20 protein-coding genes and 1 pseudogene are annotated in these 20,852 nt (G+C 65.1%); 13 read left to right on the forward strand and 8 right to left on the reverse strand.

Annotated features, from left to right (window positions below; translation table 11 throughout):
• Positions 1 to 98 precede the first annotated feature (98 nt).
• Genes OC450_RS26045 through OC450_RS26055 form a run of 3 tightly spaced genes read left to right on the forward strand, consistent with a single transcriptional unit; the run spans position 99 to position 3,137 of the window.
• The gene (locus OC450_RS26045; RefSeq protein WP_211386535.1) at positions 99 to 1,298 is read left to right on the forward strand and encodes a mandelate racemase/muconate lactonizing enzyme family protein; all 1,200 of its coding nucleotides are present in this window, start codon (positions 99 to 101) and stop codon (positions 1,296 to 1,298) included.
• Positions 1,299 to 1,311: 13 nt separating this feature from the next.
• Positions 1,312 to 2,079 (forward strand): SDR family oxidoreductase, encoded by a 768-nt coding sequence (locus OC450_RS26050; protein WP_211386536.1) that lies wholly within the window; start codon positions 1,312 to 1,314, stop codon positions 2,077 to 2,079.
• A gap of 26 nt (positions 2,080 to 2,105) precedes the next feature.
• Positions 2,106 to 3,137, forward strand: a complete 1,032-nt coding sequence (locus OC450_RS26055) for an L-idonate 5-dehydrogenase (protein ID WP_211386537.1) — start codon at positions 2,106 to 2,108, stop codon at positions 3,135 to 3,137.
• Positions 3,138 to 3,139: 2 nt separating this feature from the next.
• On the opposite strand, the gene OC450_RS26060 is transcribed toward OC450_RS26055, so the two are convergent.
• Positions 3,140 to 4,006: a DUF3280 domain-containing protein gene (locus OC450_RS26060; RefSeq protein WP_262048922.1), complete on the reverse strand. Its 867-nt coding sequence runs from the start codon at positions 4,004 to 4,006 to the stop codon at positions 3,140 to 3,142.
• Positions 4,007 to 4,196: 190 nt separating this feature from the next.
• Between OC450_RS26060 and OC450_RS26065 the strand changes: the two genes are divergently transcribed.
• Together OC450_RS26065 and OC450_RS26070 are read left to right on the forward strand one after the other, a co-directional pair.
• Positions 4,197 to 5,582: a sensor histidine kinase gene (locus OC450_RS26065; RefSeq protein ID WP_262048923.1), complete on the forward strand. Its 1,386-nt coding sequence runs from the start codon at positions 4,197 to 4,199 to the stop codon at positions 5,580 to 5,582.
• Positions 5,579 to 6,241, forward strand: coding sequence for a response regulator transcription factor (locus OC450_RS26070; protein ID WP_211386540.1), 663 nt, complete (start codon positions 5,579 to 5,581; stop codon positions 6,239 to 6,241). Before OC450_RS26065 ends, OC450_RS26070 begins: the two co-directional genes overlap by 4 nt.
• A 31-nt stretch (positions 6,242 to 6,272) precedes the next feature.
• Here OC450_RS26070 and OC450_RS26075 read toward each other — a convergent pair whose 3' ends face one another.
• On the reverse strand, positions 6,273 to 7,256 hold the full coding sequence (locus OC450_RS26075; protein WP_262048924.1) for a VOC family protein: 984 nt from the start codon (positions 7,254 to 7,256) through the stop codon (positions 6,273 to 6,275).
• A gap of 146 nt (positions 7,257 to 7,402) precedes the next feature.
• Here OC450_RS26075 and OC450_RS26080 point away from each other — a divergent pair.
• The 4 genes and pseudogenes from OC450_RS26080 to OC450_RS26095 all read left to right on the forward strand — a co-directional run bounded on the left by OC450_RS26080 (position 7,403) and on the right by OC450_RS26095 (position 11,910).
• Positions 7,403 to 8,194, forward strand: a pseudogene (locus OC450_RS26080) (DNA-binding transcriptional regulator).
• Between the two features lie 74 nt (positions 8,195 to 8,268).
• On the forward strand, positions 8,269 to 9,777 hold the full coding sequence (locus tag OC450_RS26085) for a bifunctional 3-(3-hydroxy-phenyl)propionate/3-hydroxycinnamic acid hydroxylase (protein ID WP_262048925.1): 1,509 nt from the start codon (positions 8,269 to 8,271) through the stop codon (positions 9,775 to 9,777).
• 23 nt (positions 9,778 to 9,800) lie between these two features.
• On the forward strand, positions 9,801 to 10,652 hold the full coding sequence (locus tag OC450_RS26090) for a fumarylacetoacetate hydrolase family protein (RefSeq protein ID WP_262048926.1): 852 nt from the start codon (positions 9,801 to 9,803) through the stop codon (positions 10,650 to 10,652).
• A gap of 46 nt (positions 10,653 to 10,698) precedes the next feature.
• Entirely contained in the window at positions 10,699 to 11,910 is a 1,212-nt protein-coding gene (locus tag OC450_RS26095) for an ABC transporter substrate-binding protein (protein ID WP_262048927.1), read from the forward strand.
• A 4-nt stretch (positions 11,911 to 11,914) separates the two neighbouring features.
• Here OC450_RS26095 and OC450_RS26100 read toward each other — a convergent pair whose 3' ends face one another.
• Positions 11,915 to 12,757: a hypothetical protein gene (locus OC450_RS26100; protein ID WP_211386546.1), complete on the reverse strand. Its 843-nt coding sequence runs from the start codon at positions 12,755 to 12,757 to the stop codon at positions 11,915 to 11,917.
• 212 nt (positions 12,758 to 12,969) lie between these two features.
• Here OC450_RS26100 and OC450_RS26105 point away from each other — a divergent pair, with 212 nt between their 5' ends.
• The 3 genes from OC450_RS26105 to OC450_RS26115 are packed head-to-tail and all read left to right on the forward strand — an operon-like array spanning position 12,970 to position 16,103.
• Positions 12,970 to 13,854 (forward strand): IclR family transcriptional regulator, encoded by an 885-nt coding sequence (locus OC450_RS26105; RefSeq protein ID WP_262048928.1) that lies wholly within the window; start codon positions 12,970 to 12,972, stop codon positions 13,852 to 13,854.
• 36 nt (positions 13,855 to 13,890) lie between these two features.
• Complete coding sequence (locus OC450_RS26110) at positions 13,891 to 14,886, forward strand: Bug family tripartite tricarboxylate transporter substrate binding protein (protein ID WP_262048929.1); 996 nt, start codon at positions 13,891 to 13,893, stop codon at positions 14,884 to 14,886.
• A complete protein-coding gene (locus OC450_RS26115) occupies positions 14,883 to 16,103 on the forward strand; it encodes an ABC transporter substrate-binding protein (RefSeq protein ID WP_211386549.1) in 1,221 nt (406 codons plus the stop codon). The genes OC450_RS26110 and OC450_RS26115 overlap by 4 nt, the downstream gene beginning before the upstream one ends.
• Before the next feature lie 102 nt (positions 16,104 to 16,205).
• Here the strand turns inward: OC450_RS26115 and OC450_RS26120 are convergent, their stop codons facing one another.
• The 4 genes from OC450_RS26120 to OC450_RS26135 all read right to left on the reverse strand — a co-directional run bounded on the left by OC450_RS26120 (position 16,206) and on the right by OC450_RS26135 (position 19,258).
• Positions 16,206 to 16,697, reverse strand: coding sequence for an SRPBCC family protein (locus OC450_RS26120; RefSeq protein ID WP_211386550.1), 492 nt, complete (start codon positions 16,695 to 16,697; stop codon positions 16,206 to 16,208).
• A 2-nt stretch (positions 16,698 to 16,699) separates the two neighbouring features.
• Positions 16,700 to 17,086: an ArsR/SmtB family transcription factor gene (locus OC450_RS26125; protein WP_211386714.1), complete on the reverse strand. Its 387-nt coding sequence runs from the start codon at positions 17,084 to 17,086 to the stop codon at positions 16,700 to 16,702.
• A 361-nt stretch (positions 17,087 to 17,447) separates the two neighbouring features.
• On the reverse strand, positions 17,448 to 18,281 hold the full coding sequence (locus OC450_RS26130; RefSeq protein WP_211386551.1) for an outer membrane protein: 834 nt from the start codon (positions 18,279 to 18,281) through the stop codon (positions 17,448 to 17,450).
• A gap of 272 nt (positions 18,282 to 18,553) precedes the next feature.
• Positions 18,554 to 19,258 (reverse strand): SDR family oxidoreductase, encoded by a 705-nt coding sequence (locus OC450_RS26135; RefSeq protein WP_211386552.1) that lies wholly within the window; start codon positions 19,256 to 19,258, stop codon positions 18,554 to 18,556.
• A gap of 107 nt (positions 19,259 to 19,365) precedes the next feature.
• On the opposite strand from OC450_RS26135, the gene OC450_RS26140 reads away from it, so the two are divergent.
• Positions 19,366 to 20,208 (forward strand): GNAT family N-acetyltransferase, encoded by an 843-nt coding sequence (locus OC450_RS26140; RefSeq protein WP_211386553.1) that lies wholly within the window; start codon positions 19,366 to 19,368, stop codon positions 20,206 to 20,208.
• 6 nt (positions 20,209 to 20,214) lie between these two features.
• On the opposite strand, the gene OC450_RS26145 is transcribed toward OC450_RS26140, so the two are convergent.
• On the reverse strand, positions 20,215 to 20,676 hold the full coding sequence (locus tag OC450_RS26145) for a hypothetical protein (RefSeq protein ID WP_211386554.1): 462 nt from the start codon (positions 20,674 to 20,676) through the stop codon (positions 20,215 to 20,217).
• Positions 20,677 to 20,852: the final 176 nt, after the last annotated feature.

Raw genomic sequence — 20,852 nt, forward strand, 5'->3', positions numbered from 1 at the left:
ATTACAAGCAGGCGTAAGATTTCCGCGCGATCTGCGGCATGCTGCAGTGCGAAATGAGACGACGGGCGCGAGGCGCCTGTGATGGGAGGACAATTGCCGTGAAGATCACGTCGATCGAGACGCTGCGTACCGAGGAATTCTCCAACGTCATCTGGGTGCGCGTCCATACCGACACGGGCGTGATCGGTCTCGGCGAAACCTTCTATGGTGCAGGCGCGGTCGAAGCGCAGATCCACGACACCTTTGCCGGTCGCCTGCTCGGCCGCAATCCGCTGCACATCGAAGCCATCCACCGCGACATGCTGAACCTGCCGATGGCGCAGTCCTCGACCGGCGTCGAATATCGCGCGGCCTCCGCGATCGACATCGCGCTGTGGGATCTGTTCGGCAAGGTTTGCAATCAGCCGGTACACCAGATGCTCGGCGGCCTCTGCCGCGACAAGCAGCGCATCTACAACACTTGTGCCGGCACACAATATGTCCGCTCCACCAATATCAGCCCGGTCGCGAATTGGAATCTCGGCGCGTCCAAAGGTCCCTATGAGGATCTCGACGGCTTCATGCACCACGCCGGCGCGCTCGCCGAAAACCTTCTGGAGAGCGGCATCTCCGCGATGAAGATCTGGCCGTTCGATCCGGCGGCCCAGGAGAACAAGGGTCTCTACATTACCGCCGCGCAGATGAAGCAGGCGATCGAACCGTTCGAGAAGATCCGAAAAGCGGTCGGCGACAAGATGGAGATCATGGTCGAGCTCCATTCGCTCTGGAACCTGCCGACCGCCAAGCAGATCGCGCGAGCGCTCGAGCCCTACAAGCCGACCTGGTACGAAGATCCGATCCGCATGAACTCGCCACAGGCGCTGGCCGAATATGCCCGCTCCACTGACGTCTGGGTCTGCGCCAGCGAGACTCTGGGCTCGCGCTTCCCCTACAAGGACATGCTCGACCGCGATGCCATGCATGTGGTGATGGCGGATCTGTGCTGGACCGGCGGCCTCACCGAAGGCCGCAAGATCGCGGCGATGGCCGAAACCTATCACCGGCCCTTCGCGCCGCACGATTGCATCGGCCCGATCGGCTTCATCGCCGCCATCCACATGTCGTTCAGCCAGCCCAACACGCTGATCCAGGAATCGGTGCGCGCCTTCTACAAGGGCTGGTATAATGAGCTCGTCACCACCATGCCCACGATCAAGGATGGATTTGTTTATCCGATGGAAGGACCGGGCCTCGGCGTCGACCTTCTGCCCGCCGTATTCGACCGCTCCGATTTGACCGTGCGCCGTTCCAACGTCTGAGGATTTTCTTGAGATGAGCACCGCCCTCTTCGATCTTACCGGCCGTACCGCGCTCGTGACCGGCTCCTCCCGCGGCCTCGGCCGCGCCATTGCCGAAGGCATGGCCAAGGCCGGCGCCAAAGTCATCGTCAATGGCGTCGATCCCATGCGCGTCGAGCAGGCCGTCGCCGAGTTTCGTGCCGCCGGCCACCAGGCCGAAGGCGCCGCGTTCAACGTCACCGATGAGCCCGCGATCGTCGCGGCGTTCGACAATTTCGACAAAAAGGGCATTGCGGTCGACATCCTCGTCAACAATGCCGGCATCCAGCATCGCAAGCCGCTGGTGGAATTCACCACCGACGAATGGCGCAAGGTGATCGAGACCAACCTCACCAGCGCCTTCGTGATCGGCCGCGAAGCCGCCAAGCGCATGATCCCGCGCAAGCACGGCAAGATCATCAATATCGGCTCGCTCGGCAGCGAGCTCGCGCGCCCGACGATTGCGCCCTACACCGCGGCCAAGGGCGGCATCAAGAACCTCACCCGCTCGATGGCGGTGGAATGGGCCCAGCACGGCATCACAGCCAATGCGATCGGACCCGGCTACATGCTGACCGACATGAACGAGGCACTGGTCAACAACACCGACTTCAACAATTGGCTGATGGGTCGCATTCCCTCCAAGCGCTGGGGCAAGCCGGACGAACTGGTGGGCGCCGCGATCTTCCTCGCGTCGGACGCCTCGACCTATGTCAACGGCCAGATCATCTATGTCGATGGCGGCATGATCGCCGCGATGTGACCCGCGAACCGCTAAAGGAACGAGCCATGCGCGCCGTCGTCATTCACGCACCGAAGGATCTGCGGATCGACAGCTACCCCGATCCCGCCCCCGGGCCGAGAGAAGTCCGCGTCAAGATCGCCAATGGCGGCATCTGCGGCTCCGACCTGCATTACTATCACCACGGCGGCTTCGGCGTCGTGCGCATCCAGCAGCCGATGGCGCTGGGCCACGAGATCGCGGGCGTGGTCGCGGCGGTCGGCGACGATGTCACTGCACTGAAGCCGGGTACCCGGGTCGCGGTCAATCCGAGCAAACCGTGTGGCCAGTGCCTGCATTGCCAGGAAGGCATGCGCAACCAGTGCCTCGACATGCGGTTCCTCGGCAGCGCGATGCGCTTTCCCCACGTGCAAGGCGGCTTTCGTGAGTTCATCACGGTCGATGCCACGCAGGCCGTGCCGATCGCGGACAAGCTCTCACTGGCGGAGGCGGCCGTGGCCGAGCCGCTCGCGGTGTGCCTGCATGCCGGCAAGCAGGCCGGTCCCCTGCTCGGCAAGCGCGTGCTCATCACCGGCTGCGGCCCGATCGGTGCGCTGATGATCCTGGTGTCGCGGTTCGGCGGCGCCGCCGAGATCGTTGTGACCGATGTCGCCGATGCGCCGCTCGCGGTCGCAAGGAAGCTCGGCGCCACGCACGCCATCAATGTCGCGACCAATGCCACCGCGCTCGATCCCTGGCGCGCCGGCAAGGGGGTATTCGACACGCTGTTCGAGGCTTCCGGCAACCAGGCGGCGCTCCGCACCGCACTCGACGTGCTCAGGCCCGGCGCCACCCTCGTGCAGCTCGGCCTCGGCGGCGAGATGACGCTGCCGATCAACTCCATCGTCGCCAAGGAATTGCAGCTCCGCGGTACTTTCCGCTTCGACCCCGAGTTCGAGCTTGCGGTGCGGCTGATGGGCGAAGGCCTGATCGACGTGAAGCCGCTGATCACGGCGACCATGCCGTTCGAGAACGCAGTCGCTGCGTTCGAGCTCGCCAGCGACAGGTCGCAGTCGATGAAGGTGCAGTTGACGTTCTAGAGCTACCGGCTCTCGATCAACCGGTCGCTGACCAACCTCACGGCGCCCCGTTTCCAGGAATAATCCGCGCCCAGGCGCAGGCCGCTGTCGCCGCGTGCCAGCACCGCACCGGTTCTGGCATCGCGGACCTGGAAGCCGAGCGTGTATTCGGTGCGGCTGACCCGCCGTACCACCCCGATCAGCGACTGATCCGCGCCAAGCTTTCGTGCGATCGCGGCCTCGCAGCCGCCACAGTCGCGCAAGGCACGCGCCTTCACTGCCTCGCCGCTGACGTCGACGATGCGGTAGCGACCGGATTGACCAAGGGCGTCACGGACACTGCCGGTGACTTCGGCCAGGTATGACGTATCCGACGTGGCCGACGCGCCCGCCGAAGCAGCGGTTGTGTCCTCGAGCTCGAATTCGAACACGGCCAGCGCGACCGGCGCGGGCGTGGCGAGTGCGGCCATGACCTCGCGAGACACGAACATCCCGGCGCGCTCCCATGATTCATCGTTGTCGCCGCGGAAGGTGTAGAGCTTGTCCATCACGACCTTCCTGGCGCCGACGTCGATCACGGCGACCTTGGCCCACTGCACCAGCGTGCTCGTCTTCTGGATGCCGCCGATGACCTTGAATGCCGCACCGTCCTGCGCCGACGGCACTGGCCGGTAGCGGCCGTCTGCGCCGATATCCCGCCTGAGCGCGGCCATGAAGGCTGACAGCCTTCGCTCGTGGGCGGCGGTCTGGTTCGCCGGCTCGGCCGACGTATCGGTATAGCTGAAGTCGTCCATTGCAACGCCGATGGCGTCCCCGGCGTCGGCCGCCGAATACGCCCTGGGGAGGACGTAGATGAGGAAAGCAGAGAGGATCAACCGGCAGCGGTACATGAGCGGGCCTCGTGCGACGGAGTGGCCGCAATCTGGACGGCAGAATCGGGCCCTGCAGCGGCGCAGGTCCCGGCCAGCACCGGGAAATTTTCACGACGGTGCACCGCGGTAGCGCCTGGCGGCTTTCCGCCAGTTGCGTTCTGCCGTCTAATGCGGAAGCGACAAACCCGTTCGCGCCAGGTGCCCGCCAATGTGGAACCGTCCGAGGTTCGATCTCAAGGTCCGTCTGACGTTGCGCGTGGCCGCCATATCGGCCGCCTGCTTCGCCGCGATCTCCGCCTATTTCCTGATTACCGCCGATCGTGCGGCCCATGCCCGCATCGACGATATCGCCGCCATCGTGGCGAAGTCGCTGGAGCTGCAACAAGGCAAAATCCAATGGGTGGCCAGCCCACGCTCGGACTTTCCCAATCTTGATCCCGTTTCGGCCTATGTGATGACGCCCGGCCTGTGTCTGGCATTCCGTGGCGCAAGCGGCGATATCCTCCAGCGCTTCTGTAGCGGTGCGCCGATTCCGGCGAGGCTGCCGCCGCAAATCTTCGCGGCCTTCTATCGCAGCCTGTTCGACCCCGGCCGCGCGGCGGTACAGCCCGTGATCGTGCGCGGAACGAAGCTCGGCGAGACCGTGGTCTCGGTCGATCCGGCCGTGCAGACGGCCGAGGCCTGGCACGAGGCCGGCCGCCTGATGCTCGCGCTTGCGATCGCACTGCCGTTGTTGTGCACGCTGGTTTATGCCGCCCTTGCCCGTGCGCTGCGTCCGACCCGCATGATACGCACCGGCCTCGAGCGGATTGCCGACGGCGACCTCGCCGCGCGGCTGCCGCCGTTCGACCTTGCCGAGCTCTCCGCGATCAGAGACGTCTTCAACCATCTCGCCGAAAGCCTCGACATCGCGCTTGCCGAACGCAGCGAGCTGACGCGCAAGCTGATCGCGCTCCAGGATGAGGAACGCCGCCATCTCGCGCGCGAGCTGCATGACGAGTTCGGCCAGTCGCTCGCCGCAATCCGCGCGCTCGCCGCATCCGCCCGCCAGACCGCCGCGCAGGACTGCCCGTCCCTGCTCGGCGAATGCGACGGCATCGCGCGGACCGCAACCGGCATGATGGAGACGCTGCGCGGTGCGCTGTTCCGGCTGCGCCCGCCGGACGTCGAGGAGCTCGGGCTTGTCGCCAGCCTCGAAGGCCTGGTCGCGGGATGGAACGGACGCAGCCGCGGAGAAACGCGCTTCACGATCCGTTTCCACGGGGCGTTCGACACGCTGCCGGTCACGATCAGCGCCAGCCTCTACCGGATCGTGCAGGAGGCGCTCACCAATGCCGCCAAGCATGCTAGCGCCACGAAGGTGAGCCTGGAATTGACCATGCGCGCCCACGAGATCGCACTTGCGATCGACGACGACGGACGGTCGACCGATCCCGTCGCGAAATCCGGAATGGGCCTGCTCGGCATGCGCGAGCGCGTCGCGGCCCTGCGCGGCCAGTTGAGCTTCGAGACCGCGCCGAACGGCGGCTCCGCATTGCGCGTGGTCATTCCGCTCGCCGCCGCCGATCGGATTCCGCTGGAGGACGCCGCATGAGCGCGGCCGGCGCGACCATTTTGCTGGTGGACGACCATTCCGTCGTCCGCGAGGGCTATCGCTCCGTGCTTCAGAAGCAGCCGGGGCTTCGGGTCATCGCCGAAGCCGCCGACGGCGCGGAGGCCTACCGTCTGTACAAATCCGAGACGCCAGATCTCGTCATCATGGATCTGAGCATGCCCGGCATCGGTGGTATCGAGGCCATCAGACGCATCAGGCAATGGGACAAGAGCGCGAGAATCCTGGTTTTCACCATGCACGAAAATGCCGGCTTTGCCGTGCAGGCGATCCGCGCCGGCGCCAGAGGCTATGTCACCAAGACCAGCCCGCCGGAGACGCTGGTCCGTGCCGTGATGGATGTGCTCGCCGGCAAGATCGCCATCAGCCCCGACATCGACCACGAGCTCGCGCTCAGCCGGATCAGTGGCGAGAACTCGGCCGCCGACGTCCTCACGCCGCGCGAGTTCGAGGTGCTGCGGCTGCTGCTCGCCGAGAACACGACGGAGGAGATCGCCGAGACGCTCCATGTCAGTCCGAAGACGGTGGCGAACCTTCATTCCATGATCAAGGACAAGCTCGGCGTCGGGTCCGACATCGAGCTGGTCCGGCTGGCGCTGCGCCAGGGCATATTGACAGAGGTCGATCTCGGCGAGGCTTGACGCCGTCTGCACTATTCCGCTTGGCGGCGGATCATTCGCGCGCGACCACCGAGTCGAGCCACGCGCAGTTCAGGGGCGGCACGCGCGGGTCGGCGACGCGCACGCCACGGGATGCCGCGTCGAGCCGCATGTCACGCAGCCGCTTGCGTTGCTCTTCCGGCATGGTCAGCCGCTCGTGGCCCCACAGCGACGGGCCGTCAAAAGTCTCGTGCGGCTGCCAGGTCTCGGGATCGATGATCCGCCCGCCCCAGCCATATTCGATGAAGAAACCGGACGGCGTGTTCACGTAGAACGAGGTCATGTGGTCGTTGGTATGCCGTCCGAGCGTGTAGGCGACGCGGCCGTCGTCAATCTGCGCGAGGTCGTAGCCCTGCCCGACATCGTCGAGGCTGCCAAGCTCGACCATGAAATGGTGCAGCGCTTTCCGCCCCGAGCCAACCATCGCAAAGGAGTGGTGGCGACCGTTGACGTGGAAGAAATAGAGCCCGTAGGGCTTGAGGCCGAAATCGGAAACGTGAAAGCCTAGCGCGTCACGATAGAACGGCAGCAACGGCTCGACGTCTTCCACGTTCATCACGACGTGACCCATGCCGAGGGCTCCGGTACGAAAACCCGAGATCGGCCGGCCCGGCTTGAACGGCTCGGTCGCAAGCTCGGGCTTGCAAAAGGCCTCAAGCCGGTTGCCGGCAGGGTCCGCGAACGTGATCAGCTCGGCGACATGACGTTCGTCGGCGAGCGCGCGCGAGCCGCGCGTCACCTTCACGCCATGGCTTTCCAGCCGCGCGGCCAGCTGATCGAGCTCGGCGGTCGACGGAACTTCCCAGCCCATCACCGCCAGCCCGGCATCGCTGCTGCCATCGACGATCAGCCGCTGCTTCCGATCGTCCATGCGGAATGCGCGCATCCTGCCGCCGCGATCGATCTGCTGCATACCGAGCAGCCCGGTCGCCATCCGGCCCCATTGGTCGAGCTGGGATGAATTGATCCCGATATAGCCGAGCGCGGTGATTTCCATCGAATTCCTCCCGAGGCATCGCGTCCGCCGCACTGCGGCGAACTTGATACCGGCCGCGCGCGACCCTACGGTGGCATCCCGCAATCGCCTCGCGTTCGCAAAGACGATAATCGCGAGGCCGCAGGCTACAAGGGAGGAAATGCGAAGTGTCCAAGGAGCGGACGCCGAACGGTCAGCCGCGGCAGTCTGAGGGCGTCCGCGCGTTCAAGCGTGGGCTGGACGTGCTGCACGAAGTCAACCGCTCCGGCGGCATCCGCGCCGGCGATGTCGCCCGCGCGCTCGACCTGCCTCGCCCGACCGTCTACCGCCTGCTCGAGACGCTCGAGGAACTCGGCTATGTCGCACGCAGCGCCAGCGACGACCGTTTTCGTGTGACCCGGCGTGCGCTCAGCCTTGGCGACGGGTACGATCCCGGCGTGGTGATCTGACAGGCGGCGGCACCTTATCTGGCCGAACTGAGCAAGACCCTGGTCTGGCCGGTCGATCTCTCGACTTACGAAAACGCCGCGATGGTGGTGCAGGAGACCACGCATTCGCGCAGCCCGCTCTCGATCGACCGCGGCATGATCGGCAAGCGCCTGCCGATGCTGCGGACGTCCGCGGGCCGCGCCTATCTCGCCGCCAGCCCCGCGCGCGAGCGCGACCTGATCGTCAATCATCTCCGCCGGATCGACGAGGCCGAAGATCGCCCCTTTCTCGACGAAGCCCGCCTCGACCGCATGATCGCCGAGACGCAGGCGCGTGGCTACGCGATCCGCAGCGAGGGCGAATACAATCCCAAGACCGCCTCGATCGCCGTGCCCATCGTGCGCAACGGCGCGGTGTTCGGCTGCATCTCCATCATCTGGATCCGCTCGGCCCTCAAGATTGAGGAAGCCGTGGCGCAGTTTGCGGCGCAGCTTCAGGAGACGGCGTCGGCCATTCCCGTCGAGATCTAGGCGAGCCGTCCGCTGGGCGGACACTTGGCGCGGCGGTGTTGATGCCGTGGCATCGCCTGGGGAAGAGATACCCCATGCAAGATAAATCCGTCCCTGAAGATTATGACGTCGTGATCGTCGGCCGCGGCCCGGTCGGCGCCACGTTCGCAAACTTGCTCGGCCTGTGCGGCGTTCGCACGCTGGTGCTGGAGCGCGAGGCGCGAACCTATCATTTGCCGCGTGCCGTGCATTTCGACGATGAGTGCATGCGCGTGTTCCAGACCATCGGCCTCGCCGAGGCGATCCTGCCGCAGACAATCCTCAGCCCCGGCATGCTGTTTCTGGATGCCGACGGCAAGATGCTGCTGGACTGGTCGCGGCCGCAAACCCCTACGCAGATGGGCTGGAATCTCAGCTATCGCTTCCACCAGCCCGACCTGGAGGACGTGCTGATCGCCGGCCTGTCACGCTGGCCGCACGTCACCTTGCGCAATCGCTGCGACGTGTTCGCGCTGGATCAGGACGAGACCGGCGTGCGCATTCGCTACGAGGACGTTTCCAGCGGGAAGCTGAGCGAAGTCCGCGCCGGCTACGTCATCGGTTGCGACGGTGCCCGCTCGCTGGTGCGCCGCTTCATCGGCTCCGGCATGGACGATCTCGGCTTCCACGAGCGCTGGCTGGTGATCGACGTGCTGCTCAAGCGCGACCGCGACGATCTCGGCGACTACAGCATCCAGCATTGCGATCCACGCCGACCGGCGACCTATGTCCGGGGCACGGGCACGCGGCGACGCTGGGAGATCACCGTGCTTCCGGACGAGGACTCCCAGGAGGTGGCTCAGCCGGCAAATGTCTGGAAGCTGCTGTCGCGCTGGATCACGCCCGAGGATGCCGAACTCGAGCGCGCCGCGGTCTACACCTTTCATTCCGTCATCGCGCAGCAATGGCGCAGCGGTCGTCTGCTGCTCGCGGGCGATTCCGCACACCAGACCCCGCCCTTCCTCGGCCAGGGCATGTGCGCCGGCATCCGCGATGCCGCCAACCTCGCCTGGAAACTCGCCAGCGTCATCCGTGACCGCGCCACGCCTGATATGCTCGACACCTATCAGAGCGAGCGCCAACCGCATGTGCGCGAGTTCATCGAGCTCGCTATCCGCCTCGGCGGCATCATCAACACCAAGGCGATCGAAGCGGGCCTTGCCGCCGGCGAGGCGCGCGCGAATGCACCGGTCAGGCTCGAGGTGAAGAAGCCCCTGCTCGGCCCCGGACTCGTGCTCGGCGATCTGCCTCTCGCCGGACATCTCGTGCCGCAGTTCGAGCTGAACGACGGTCGCCGCAGCGACGACCGGACCGGCTACAGCCATGTGCTGCTGGTCGAGACCGCGGCCGCGCCGCCATCGCGTCTCGCTCTTTCGCAAGCTGGAATCGAAATCCTGACCAGCGACGACGCCGAAGGTGTCGGATCATGGTTGCGCGAGCACGGCATCATCGCCGCACTGGTTCGCCCCGACCGCTACGTCCGCGGTAGCGCCCGCAACGATACCGAGCTCGACCGGCTGATTGTGGCCATCACGCCTCCAACCCACGTGCCGTCCGCGGCCTGACCGACTTCGCTCAAGGACACCTCATGAAGCTTCTCTCTTTCATCGCCGACGGCCATGCCTCCTTCGGGGCCGTCAAGGACAACGGCGTCGTCGATCTCGGGGCACGCATGGCAGGCTGCTCGACGCTGCGGCAGCTGCTCGAAGCTGGTCGCGTTGCCGAGGCGGCAAAGCTCGTCGCGTCCACGGCGCCCGATCATTCCCTCGACAATATCAGCTTCGCGCCTGTCATCCCCGATCCCGGCAAGATCATCTGCGTCGGCCTGAACTATCGCGACCACGTCGCCGAGACCGGGCGCACCGTCACCGAGAAGCCGGCGCTGTTCGTGCGCTTTCCGTGCAGCCAGGTCGGCCATCTCCAGCCGATCGTGAAGCCGAAGGTCAGCGACGATTTCGACTATGAGGGCGAGCTTGCGCTCGTCATCGGCAAGGAAGGACGGCACATCCCCGCGAACCGCGCGCTCGACCACGTAGCCGGCTATTCCTGCTACAACGAGGGTAGCATCCGAGACTGGCAGCGCCACACCAGCCAGTTCCTCTCCGGCAAGACCTTTGCGGAGAGCGGCAGTTTTGGTCCGTGGCTGGTGACGGCCGACGAGACCGCCGATCCGTCGAAGCTTACCTTGCGGACGCGCCTGAACGGCACCGTGGTGCAGGACACCACCACGGATCTCCTGATCACCGGCATCCCCGAGCTGATCGCCTACATCTCGACGATCTGCCCCCTTGTCCCCGGCGATGTCATTGTCACGGGCACGCCCGGCGGCGTCGGCGTCAAACGCACGCCGCCGCTGTGGATGCGCCCCGGCGACACCGTCGAGGTCGAGATCTCCGGCATCGGAACCTTGCGCAACAAGGTCATCGCCGAACCGGCCTGACCGCCAACGCCAAGATCAATCAACGACAACAAAATCAGGAAACGCCATGAGCACGCTTCGCACGACATCGACCGCCATCCTGCTGATCACGCTGACGCTCGCAGGCACCATCGCCCACGCGGAAATCAAGGGCGAGGCCGTCCGCATCGGTGTCCTCACCGACATGAACGGCATCTTCGCGACCGCGATGGGCCCGGGCTCGGTCGAGGCGGCGCGGATGGCGGCGGAGGAGTTCGGCGGCAAGATCAACGGCAAGCCGATCGAGATCCTGCAGGCCGACCACCAGAACAAGCCGGACCTTCCGGCCTCGCTCGCCCGCAAATGGTTCAGCGACGGCGTGCAGGCGATCGCGGACGGCGGCAGTTCCGGTGCCGCGCTCGCGGTGCAGGAACTGGTGCGCGGCAACGGAAAAATCTTCCTCGTCTCCGGCGCTGGCGCCAACCAGCTCACCGACGAAGCCTGTGCACCGAGTAGCGTGCAGTGGACCCAGGACGCCTATTCGACCGCGACCGCGGTGGTCTCCGGCATCATGCAGACCAGCAAGGAGCCGTGGTTCTTCATCACCGGCGACTACGCCTTCGGCCATTCGATCGAGGCAACCGCGCGCGCCCGCATCACCGAGCTCGGCGGCAAGGTCGCCGGCAGCGTCAAGGCGCAGCTCGGCACGCCCGACTACAGCTCGTTCCTGCTTCAGGCGCAGTCCTCGAGCGCAAAGATTCTCGCGATCAACGTCGCCGGCGACAACGCCACGGCGATCAAGCAGGCGGAAGAATTCGGTCTTGCCGACCAGGGCATCAAGATCGTGCCGATGTCGTTCCAGAACGTCGATATCGAGGCCGTCGGGTTGAAGGCGACGCGCGGCGATCTCATCGTCACCTCGTTCTTCGAGGACATCTCGCCGGCAGCCCGGAGATTCTCCGATGCGTTCTTCGCTCGCCGCAAAGCGATGCCCTCGCAGATCCAGGCCGGAGTCTATTCCGCCGTGCGCCACTATCTCCAAGCCGTGAAGGATACCGACTCGGACGACAGCGCGGCCGTGATGGCGAAGATGAAGGCGACGCCCATCTCCGACGCTTACACGCCCAATGGCCGCATCCGCGACAACCAGCGCATGGTGCACGATCTCTATTTGGTGCAGGTCAAGACGCCGGAGGAATCGAAAGGACCCTGGGACTTCGTCAAGCTGGTCGCAACCATCCCGCCCGACCAGGCCTTCCGCCCGCTTGAACGCAGCAAGTGCGGCCTGGTCGGCAGGTAAGCCGTCAGGCGAGGTAGCGCGTGAGATAGCCTTCCATGGCGTAAAGCGCGCAGAGCGCGAGGCTCGACCACACCGCCGCGGTGAAATACAGGAACATCCAGGTCAGCTCGCCCTTCCAGTGCGCGATGTCGTGGGTCACGACCCATCGCGTCGAGACGTCGTGCAGGCCTTCGAGGAGGCCGAGGAATCTGTTGCCCTCTTCATGCCCGGCCCGCCAGCGGCTGAGATACATCGGGACGTCGACGGTGACGAGGAAGGCGAGGAAACAGGCGATGCCGACGATGCCGGCAATCAACGCCCAGCGCACCGGTCCCCGGAATTCAGGCATCAGCCGGCACAGCGCGATCCCCGCGAGGAAGAACGTCACCGCCCACAGCGAGTTCTCGATCGCGTTGTAGAGGAAGTTGGTGGTCACGACCGCGTACCAGGAGAAGCACTCCGCGATGATGATGATCGGCACGATGACCCACGCGATATTCACGACGGTCTCGGCGCCAGTCATGGTGCCGAGCTGGTGCAGGATAACCGCCCATTGCGCGGCGAAGCAGACTTCCGCCACGGTCGCCACCGTGCGGCCGACGAAGACGCTGGAGAGCCAGGTGTCGAAAAGGCAGATGCGTTGCACGTCGGCGCGCGGCAGGAACGAGCGGAAGGCGCAGCCGAACACATAGCCTGCGCAGAGCAGGAACATCAGTCCGATATCCGAGCCGCCGCCGACACTGCCGGCAACCGTTGGATAGAACTCGCGGTAGAGCATGAACCAGACGAGGATGTTGGCACTGCTGACGAGCGTCAGGGACCCCCACCACCACGCGAGGGGATTTGACCGCGCCTGCCACTGCAACATGAATCGCTCCGCTGTAATCGATGTGACACGTCTTCGTAATAATCCTGTCACGGAACGCCATGGAATCACGACAAAAATCTGTGCGCGGCTTCGCTCGCGCGGGTCTTTTTTGCCGGCAGTGACCGCGCCGATTTCGTCCACATATTGGACGGAGAAGGCGAGATTCTCGAATTTATTGGACAAGCGAACGCAGCAGGTCCATTAAACTCGGCATGGCTCAACGCGTCCGGACCAAACCGCCTCCCGCCTCCTCATCCGCGGCCGCAGTGCTGGCCTCGAGTGGCGATGACGCCGCGTTCGCGACGACGCTGGCAAAGGGCCTCGTGGTGCTCGAAGCCTTCAAGGACGGAACGACACTTCTCGGCAACATGGAGCTCTCGACCCTGACGGGGATTCCGCGCCCGACGGTGGCGCGGCTGACGCATACGCTCGCCGAGCTCGGCTACCTCCGCTACGACGCCGAACGCGCCAAATATCGCGTCGGAGCACGGGCTTTGCGGATGGCGCATCCGCTGCTGGCCGACATGCAGTTCCGCCAGGTCGCCCGTCCCATGATGCAGGAACTGGCGCAGAGCGTGCGCGGCACGGTCTCGATCGGTCTGCTCGACGGCACGTCGATGATCTATATCGAAACCGCGCGCTCCGGCGATGTCGGCCCGCACGTCCCCGACATCGGCATGCCCATTCCCGTGGTGATGACGGCAATGGGCCGCGCCGCGGCGGCAACGTTGCCGCCTGCCGATGCAGCGCTTCTCGAAGAGCGGATCGCAAGCGAGGATGCCGAGCTGTGGTCGGCCTTTCGCGACAGATATCGCGCCGGCCTCACGCAATGCGCCAGCCGCGGCTTCTGCACCTGCTGGGGCGAATACATGGCGTCGATCCACGCCGTCGCCGCCCCGCTGTTTCATGCCGATGAGACGAAGCGGTCGTTCTCCATCAATTGCGGCATCCCCGCGTTCCGGCTCCAGCCCGGCCAATTGGAGGGCGAGATCGGCCCGCGCATTGCCGCCCTCGCCGACAGCATCCGCGCCATCATCGGCGCGGCGGGGCCGGCGGCCGAGACACAAAAGCAAAACAAGAAGAGGGCCAGGAAATGAACAGGAATACTGGCGCTCCACCACCGGGAGGCCATCATGACCGTCACGCGCCGAACATTGTTGGGCACTCTCGCCCTTTCCCTGTCCGGGCTTCCATTCTCCGTACGCGCTGAGGACGCCTGGCCGTCGCGCCTGGTGCGGCTGATCTCGCCCTACGGGCCCGGCGGCTCCAACGACATCTCGCTGCGGCTGCTCGCCGAAGAGTTCGGCCGCAGCCTGCACCAGCAGTTCATCGTCGAGAACAAGCCGGGCGCCGGCACGCGCATCGCCAACGATACGGTCGCGCATGCGCCGGGCGACGGCTACACCATTCTTTACGTCGCCGCACCCTACGCCACCGCCGAGGCGCTGTTCGGCAAACTGACCTACGAGCGCAAGGATCTGCAGCCGGTCGCGATGGCGGTGATCGCACCGCTATTCCTGATCATCAGCGCGGACGCGCCGTTCAAGACGCTCCCCGAATTAATCGCCTACGGCAAATCGAAGCCGGATGGCCTGACCTTCGCCTCGCCCGGCGCCGGCTCGCAGCCGCATCTCGCCGGCGAACTTCTGTTCAGGGACGCTGGCGTCAAGGGTCTCAACATTCCTTTCCGCGGCGATGCGGCGTCCTACACGGAGCTGCTCGCCGGCCGCGTCGATGCCACGCTGACGGCCCTGCCGACCGCTCTGCCCTATATCCAGAGCGGCAAGTTCATCGTGCTCGGCGTCGCCTCACCCGAGCGCAGCGCGCTCTACCCGCACGCGCCGACCTTGCGCGAGCAGGGCTTTCCCAACGTCGCGGCCGCCGGCTGGTACGGCTTCATGGCGCCATCGATCACGCCGCGCGCAATCGTCGACAAGCTGCAGGCCGAAGTCTTGCGGGCGCTCGCCGAACCCGCGATCAAGGACAAGCTGACCGCCCAGGGCCTCGAGGTGCGCGCCGGCACCGCCGCCGAGTTCGGCCAGTTCATCGACAACGAGACGAAAAAGTGGACCGGACTGATCCGCGAGGCCGGTCTCAAGGCGAATGACGATCACAGGGAATGGAAATGACGAACGCTCTTCTCAAGCTCGCCGCAGCCTCGGGGCTGGTTGTCGCGCTGTCGATCCAGGTCGCGCAGGCGCAGAAGAAATACGATCCCGGCGCCTCCGACACCGAGATCAAGGTCGGCCAGACCGTGCCGCTCAGCGGCCCGGCCTCCGCCTATGCCGTGATCGGCAAGACCCAGGCCGCCTACATGACGATGATCAACGATCAGGGCGGCGTAAACGGGCGCAAGATCAGTCTGATCCAGTATGACGACGCCTATTCGCCGCCGAAGACGGTGGAGCAGATCCGCAGGCTGGTCGAGAGCGACGAGGTGCTGCTGACCTTCCAGATCATCGGCACCGCACCGAACGTCGCCGTGCAGAAATATCTCAACGCCAAAAAGGTTCCGCAGATCTTCGCGGCAACGGGCGCGGCGCGCTTTACCGATCCGAAGAACTTCCCCTGGACCATGGGCTTCAACCCTTCCTACCTCGTGGAGGGGCGGATCTATGCGCAATATCTTCTGAAGAACTATCCGAACGCCAGGATCGGCGTGCTCTACCAGAACGACGATCTCGGCAAGGACTACCTCGCCGGCTTCAAAGCAGGTCTCGGTGACAAGGCGAAGATGATCGTGGCGGAGACATCCTACGAGATCACTGAGCCGACCATCGACTCCCAGATCCTGCGGCTGAAGGATGCCGGCGCCGACGTGCTGTTCAGCGCCACGACGCCGAAACAGGCCGCACAGGCGATCAAGAAGGTTGCCGAGATCGGCTGGAAGCCGCTGCACATCATCGACATCAACGCTTCCTCGGTCAGCGCGGTGCTGAAGCCCGCCGGGCTCGACAATGCCAAGGGCGTCGTCAGCGTCGGCTATGTCAAGGATTCCGCCGATCCCGAGTGGAAGGACGATCCCGGCATGAAGCGCTATCTCGCCTTCATGGCGAAATACTACCCGGACGGCGACAGGGATTCGAACCTGAACGTCTACGGCTACATCACCGCGCAGCTCCTGGTGCAGGTGCTGAAGCAATGCGGCGATGACCTCACCCGCGAGAACGTGATGCGCCAGGCCGCCAGCCTCAAGAACGTCGTGCTTGACCTGACGTTGCCGGGCATCTCGGTGACGACGACGCCGACCGACTACCGCGTCAACAAGCAGTTCCAGATGGTGCAGTTCGACGGCCAGCGCTGGCAGAATCTCGGTGACATCGTCGCGGACGAAGCGAAGGAGTGAAGCCATCCAGCGAGACGGCCCTATTTCCTCCTCTCGTCATGCCCGGGTCAAGCCCGGGCATGACGACTGAGCGCGTGGCAGGCGAACCGCGAAGGCTGCGCCTCACCGCTTCATCCCGCCCACATAGGCCGCGAGCTTGTCCAGCGTCTGGTAGCCGTATTCGACGGCACCGAAGCCGATCATGCCGTCGCGCTGCTCCGTGCTCGAGGCCAGTTGCCGCATCATCAGCACGGTCTTGCCGTTGCTTTGCTCGGCGAAGGTGACGGTAAAGCGGAACATGCCGGGATCATCGTCCTGGTCGGTACCGTGATCCATCTCCATCAGAGACGGCCGCTCGATGCGGCGGAAGCGCATCCGGTTCGGATAGACCGTGCCGTCGGGGCCGATCATGTTGAAACGCCAGACCCCGCCGACGCGCACGTCGATCTCGAAGGTCTCGACCTCGAAGCCCTTCGGCCCGAACCATTGCGGCAGGTGCTTTGGGTCGGACCACGCCTCGAACACCAGATCGCGCGGCGCATCGATCACGCGGGACATCACGATCTCGCGGTCGAGCGACCATTGCGACAAGGCGGGATTGGCAGAATTGGTCATCGTCAGGCACCTTTCCGTTTGGTTGTTCGGGACGGTCGCTTTGCGGCCGCCCTCTCCTTCTCTTTCTTCAGTTGCATCACGTAAGCTTCGAACCGATCGAGCCGCGCTTCCCAGATCGCGCGCTGCTGCTGGAACCAGTCCTCAGCGCCGAGGAGTGCGTCCGGGCTGAGGCGGCAGGTGCGCACGCGGCCGGATTTCTCCGTCAGAACGAGCCCACTCGTCTCCAGCACGTGGATGTGTTTCATCAAGCTCGGCAGCGCCATCTCGAAGGGATCGGCGAGTTCGCCGACCGACGCCTCGCCGGCGCACAGCCGCATCACGATCGCCCGCCGTGTCGGGTCGGCAAGCGCTGCGAAGATCTGATCCAGTCGGGACAATTGGTTAGCCATGTAGCTAACTATAGACTCGCCGCGAACCCACGTCAAGGATTGTTAGCCAACAAGCTAAGTTAATCCAGCGGCGTGGCCGCGCGCTTCGCGACGATCCCGGCTTCCCGCCCATGGGACTCAATCAACCGTGCGCAACGACGTCATTCGCGTCGGCGTGAATTACAAGCTCGGCGCGGTTAGAGGGTCCGCTGCGGAACTTCCAACGCGCAATTGTGAATTGAGGCGGGACGCGGTTTGCAGGCACGAATGGCGCTGGGGGCGTCGGCAACCTGCTCATCAAGCGCGTGTCCTTGTCACCTCGAAAACAGAAAGCCCCGGGCGAGCCGGGGCTTTCCAAGCCAGATTCGGAACGGGATGAAGCTCAGTATCTGGCGACGACAGGTCCGCCGAACTTGTAGTTCACGCCGACGCGCACGATGTTCGACTTGATGTCCACCGAGTGGGTGTAGACGTTGCTCGGGAATGGCACCGTGCCAGCAAATCCAATCAGGTTGGTGCTGGTCGCCGTTGTGCGGCCGAGGTCAACATAGAGGTATTCGGCCTTGAGCGACCAGCCGCCGCCGAACGCGTATTCGGTGCCAACACCTGCGGTCCAGCCGAGGCGCGTGTCGCGGATCGCCGCCGACTCCGTCGCCGCGGAGAATGTGTCGGTGAAGTTGAAATTACCCTTCACCTCGGAGATTGCAGCGCCACCGGTGGCGTAGAGCAGCCAGGTCGGAGCAGCCAGGAAGCCGATACGGCCCCGGACGGTGGCGAGCCAGTCGGCCGAGACCTGCGAGGACACGGTGAAGCCGGTCGGGGCGCAGCAGGGATAGAGCGCCGACCCGGACGCACTGCCCTTGAAGCCGAAATAGTTGATGTCGCCTTCGAGACCGAGCACGGCGTTGTTGACCTGCCAGTTGTAGCCGGCGGCAAAACCGCCAGTGACACTCGAGCTGTTGACGCGCTGGGCGCCGACAGCTGCAATCGCAGGAACACTGGAGCTCGCGAAATAGCCGGCGGGATCGAACACGGTCGAGGTGCCCGGATCGGCGCTACCCCATTGTCCGCCGACGTTGGCGCCGACATAGAAGCCGGTCCAGTTGTAGGCCGGCGCCATCACGGGCGCCTTGGTGTAGTGAGCCGCGAGATCCGCAGCGGACACGGACGCGGTGCCCAGGACAACCGATGCGACCACCAGCAAAAACTTCTTCATTCCAGTCTCCTTGCCCCACGCGAGCCAAGCTCGTGTTTTCGAATGTGCGCGGTGGAAGCAGCCGGCGCAGATTGTGCATAGGGAGTGGACCGCTCGCCGTCTTGGGCTGCCGCGAAGTTCATAGGGACTGTGACGTAGTGTGCGCCCCCCACCGTACAAACGAATGACGGGTGTGACTCAGGGGCCACGCATCACCCTTCGACAGCGGCGGGCCACGCACATCAATGTCGCATCGCGACAACGCCGCTGGAAGCGATTCGGATCCGTCTGGCTCAAACCGAGCGCGTCAGTCCGCCGTCGACGCGGATGTTCTGGCCGGTGATGTAGGCCGCGCCGTCGGACGCCAGGAAGGCGACCGTCGCAGCGACCTCCTCGACCTTGCCGTAGCGCTTCATCGGCACGCTGTCGCGGCGTGCATCCAGCTGCGGCAGGCTGTCGATCCAGCCGGGCAGCACGTTGTTCATGCGGATGTTATCGCCCGCATGAGTGTCGGCGAATATCTTGGTGAAGGCGGCAAGGCCTGCCCGGAACACCGCCGAGGTCGGAAACATCGCGCTCGGCTCGAACGCCCAGGCGGTCGAGATGTTGATGATGGCGCCTGCCTTCTGTGCCGCCATCACCGGCGTCACCAGCCGGGTCGGACGGATGACGTTGAGCAGATAGGTGTCGAGGCCGGTGTGCCACTGCTCGTCGGTGATCTCCGTGATCGGCGCGCGCGGGCCGTGGCCGGCGCTGTTGACGAGCACGTCGATGCGTCCCCATTTCGCCATCGCGCCATCGACGAGGCGCTTCAGATCGTCGTTCGACTTGTTCGAGCCGGTCACACCGAGCCCGCCGAGCTCGGCTGCCAGCGCCTCGCCCTTGCCGGAGGACGACAGTATGGCGACGCGAAAGCCGTCGGCCGCGAGCCGCCGCGCAGCCCCTGCCCCCATGCCGCTTCCGCCGGCGGTAACGAGTGCGACCTTCTCTGCTGCCATGACCAATGATCCTCTGTGATATCGTTGAGGCGAGCCGCAGGCCCGGCCTATCATGCGGCTTTCTACCGCCTGACCCGCCGGCAGGTCCACCGCCGAAGGTATCCATCATGAGCGATTTGCATATCCGCAGTTTGCGCCCCGAGGAGATCGCCATCGCCGCCGACTGGGCCGCGGTCGAGGGCTGGAATCCGGGCCTTGGCGATGCCGCATGTTTCGCGATCCCGGACGCGAAAGGCTTCTTCGTCGGCGAGGTCGACGGCGAGCCGGTGGCGACAGTCTCATGCGTCAATTACGATGACCGCTTCGCCTTCCTCGGCTTCTACATCGTGCGCTCGGGCTTTCGCGGCGCGGGCCACGGCCTGCGCATCTGGAATGCAGCGATCGCGCATGCAGGGGCCCGTGTGATCGGCCTCGACGGCGTCGTGGCGCAGCAGGACAATTACAGAAAGTCCGGCTTCCAGCTGGCTTACGCAAATATCCGCTATGGCGGTGACGTCGCCGCCCCGCAGAGACCGCCGGCCGATGTCGTTGCGCTGGGCGCGATCCCGTTCGCGCTCGTCGAAGCCGACGACGCGACCGTCTTTCCGGCTCCGCGCAGCGCCTTCCTGCGTGCATGGACCAACACGCACGGCCATATCGGCCGTGCTCTTGTGCGCGATGGCAAGCTGGCCGCATGGGGCGTGATTCGGCCTTGCCGGACGGGCCGCAAGATCGGCCCGCTCGTCGCCGACGATCGCGCGGCAGCGCAGACGCTGCTGCACGGCCTGCTGGCAAGCGCGGGCGGCGGCGAAATCTTCCTCGACCTCCCCGCCGTCAATCGCGAAGCGATTGCGCTCGCGGAGTCGCTCGGCCTCAAGCCGGTGTTCGAGACGGCGCGGATGTATACCGGACCGGTCCCGCCACTGCGGATCGACCGCGTTTTCGGCGTGACCAGTTTTGAGCTGGGCTAGCGCCGATCAGTAGCAGCGCATGATGTTGACGGTGTGCTCGCCGCCACCGCGGCCGGGCACGGTCACCTGTTCCGTCGGACAGCTCGGCACATAGGGCCGGTCGGACGGCACGACGTTCGGCGGGAAGCGATGCGTCCAGTCCCAGGGAACGTCATACGTGTAGGTGTAGCGCACGTCGTTGGGGACCGGCTGCCCGGCATCGGCGAACGGGTGGCTGTAGCCTGCATTGTCGTAGAAGAACCCGCCGCCGCCCGGCCAGTAGACCCAGGGCGTGTTGCGTCCGCGGAACCGGGCGCCCGGCGAAATCGCGGCACGCGCTGCCGCCGGTGGCGCGGCAGCGGTCACGACGCCATGCGGCGCAGCGCCGCCAGGTCGTGCAAAACTGTCGCCGGGGGCAAGGAGCAGCGCGGCTGCGCTGAGCGAGGCGAGCAACGCCCCAAGTGATTTGCCATCTGATCTGGACATCATGATACGCACCAACTGGTTTGGCTTCGCGGATAGCGGCTCCCCACCGCACGCTAGGCCGGGCCGTCACCCAGCCGCAAACGTATAATTAATTATTGGTTAAGGCACGGGATTAACGGGGAACGGGGTGCGGCAGAACGCCCAAATTCCAGGCCTGTTTCAAGCACTTCGCTCCGTGG

It is taken from the genome of Bradyrhizobium sp. Bra78 (genome assembly GCF_024519855.1).
Classification (GTDB): domain Bacteria; phylum Pseudomonadota; class Alphaproteobacteria; order Rhizobiales; family Xanthobacteraceae; genus Bradyrhizobium; species Bradyrhizobium japonicum_G.

Excerpts from the sequence above, each read along its gene's own strand:
- OC450_RS26055 (WP_211386537.1), top strand. The coding sequence starts at position 2,106 with ATGCGCGCCGTCGTCATTCACGCACCGAAGGATCTGCGGATCGACAGC.
- OC450_RS26110 (WP_262048929.1), top strand. The coding sequence starts at position 13,891 with ATGACCGTCACGCGCCGAACATTGTTGGGCACTCTCGCCCTTTCCCTG.
- OC450_RS26100 (WP_211386546.1), bottom strand. The coding sequence starts at position 12,757 with ATGTTGCAGTGGCAGGCGCGGTCAAATCCCCTCGCGTGGTGGTGGGGG.
- OC450_RS26090 (WP_262048926.1), top strand. The coding sequence starts at position 9,801 with ATGAAGCTTCTCTCTTTCATCGCCGACGGCCATGCCTCCTTCGGGGCC.
- OC450_RS26105 (WP_262048928.1), top strand. The coding sequence starts at position 12,970 with ATGGCTCAACGCGTCCGGACCAAACCGCCTCCCGCCTCCTCATCCGCG.
- OC450_RS26075 (WP_262048924.1), bottom strand. The coding sequence starts at position 7,256 with ATGGAAATCACCGCGCTCGGCTATATCGGGATCAATTCATCCCAGCTC.
- OC450_RS26060 (WP_262048922.1), bottom strand. The coding sequence starts at position 4,006 with ATGTACCGCTGCCGGTTGATCCTCTCTGCTTTCCTCATCTACGTCCTC.
- OC450_RS26135 (WP_211386552.1), bottom strand. The coding sequence starts at position 19,258 with ATGGCAGCAGAGAAGGTCGCACTCGTTACCGCCGGCGGAAGCGGCATG.
- OC450_RS26115 (WP_211386549.1), top strand. The coding sequence starts at position 14,883 with ATGACGAACGCTCTTCTCAAGCTCGCCGCAGCCTCGGGGCTGGTTGTC.
- OC450_RS26140 (WP_211386553.1), top strand. The coding sequence starts at position 19,366 with ATGAGCGATTTGCATATCCGCAGTTTGCGCCCCGAGGAGATCGCCATC.
- OC450_RS26120 (WP_211386550.1), bottom strand. The coding sequence starts at position 16,697 with ATGACCAATTCTGCCAATCCCGCCTTGTCGCAATGGTCGCTCGACCGC.
- OC450_RS26095 (WP_262048927.1), top strand. The coding sequence starts at position 10,699 with ATGAGCACGCTTCGCACGACATCGACCGCCATCCTGCTGATCACGCTG.
- OC450_RS26070 (WP_211386540.1), top strand. The coding sequence starts at position 5,579 with ATGAGCGCGGCCGGCGCGACCATTTTGCTGGTGGACGACCATTCCGTC.
- OC450_RS26065 (WP_262048923.1), top strand. The coding sequence starts at position 4,197 with ATGTGGAACCGTCCGAGGTTCGATCTCAAGGTCCGTCTGACGTTGCGC.
- OC450_RS26050 (WP_211386536.1), top strand. The coding sequence starts at position 1,312 with ATGAGCACCGCCCTCTTCGATCTTACCGGCCGTACCGCGCTCGTGACC.
- OC450_RS26085 (WP_262048925.1), top strand. The coding sequence starts at position 8,269 with ATGCAAGATAAATCCGTCCCTGAAGATTATGACGTCGTGATCGTCGGC.
- OC450_RS26145 (WP_211386554.1), bottom strand. The coding sequence starts at position 20,676 with ATGATGTCCAGATCAGATGGCAAATCACTTGGGGCGTTGCTCGCCTCG.
- OC450_RS26125 (WP_211386714.1), bottom strand. The coding sequence starts at position 17,086 with ATGGCTAACCAATTGTCCCGACTGGATCAGATCTTCGCAGCGCTTGCC.
- OC450_RS26130 (WP_211386551.1), bottom strand. The coding sequence starts at position 18,281 with ATGAAGAAGTTTTTGCTGGTGGTCGCATCGGTTGTCCTGGGCACCGCG.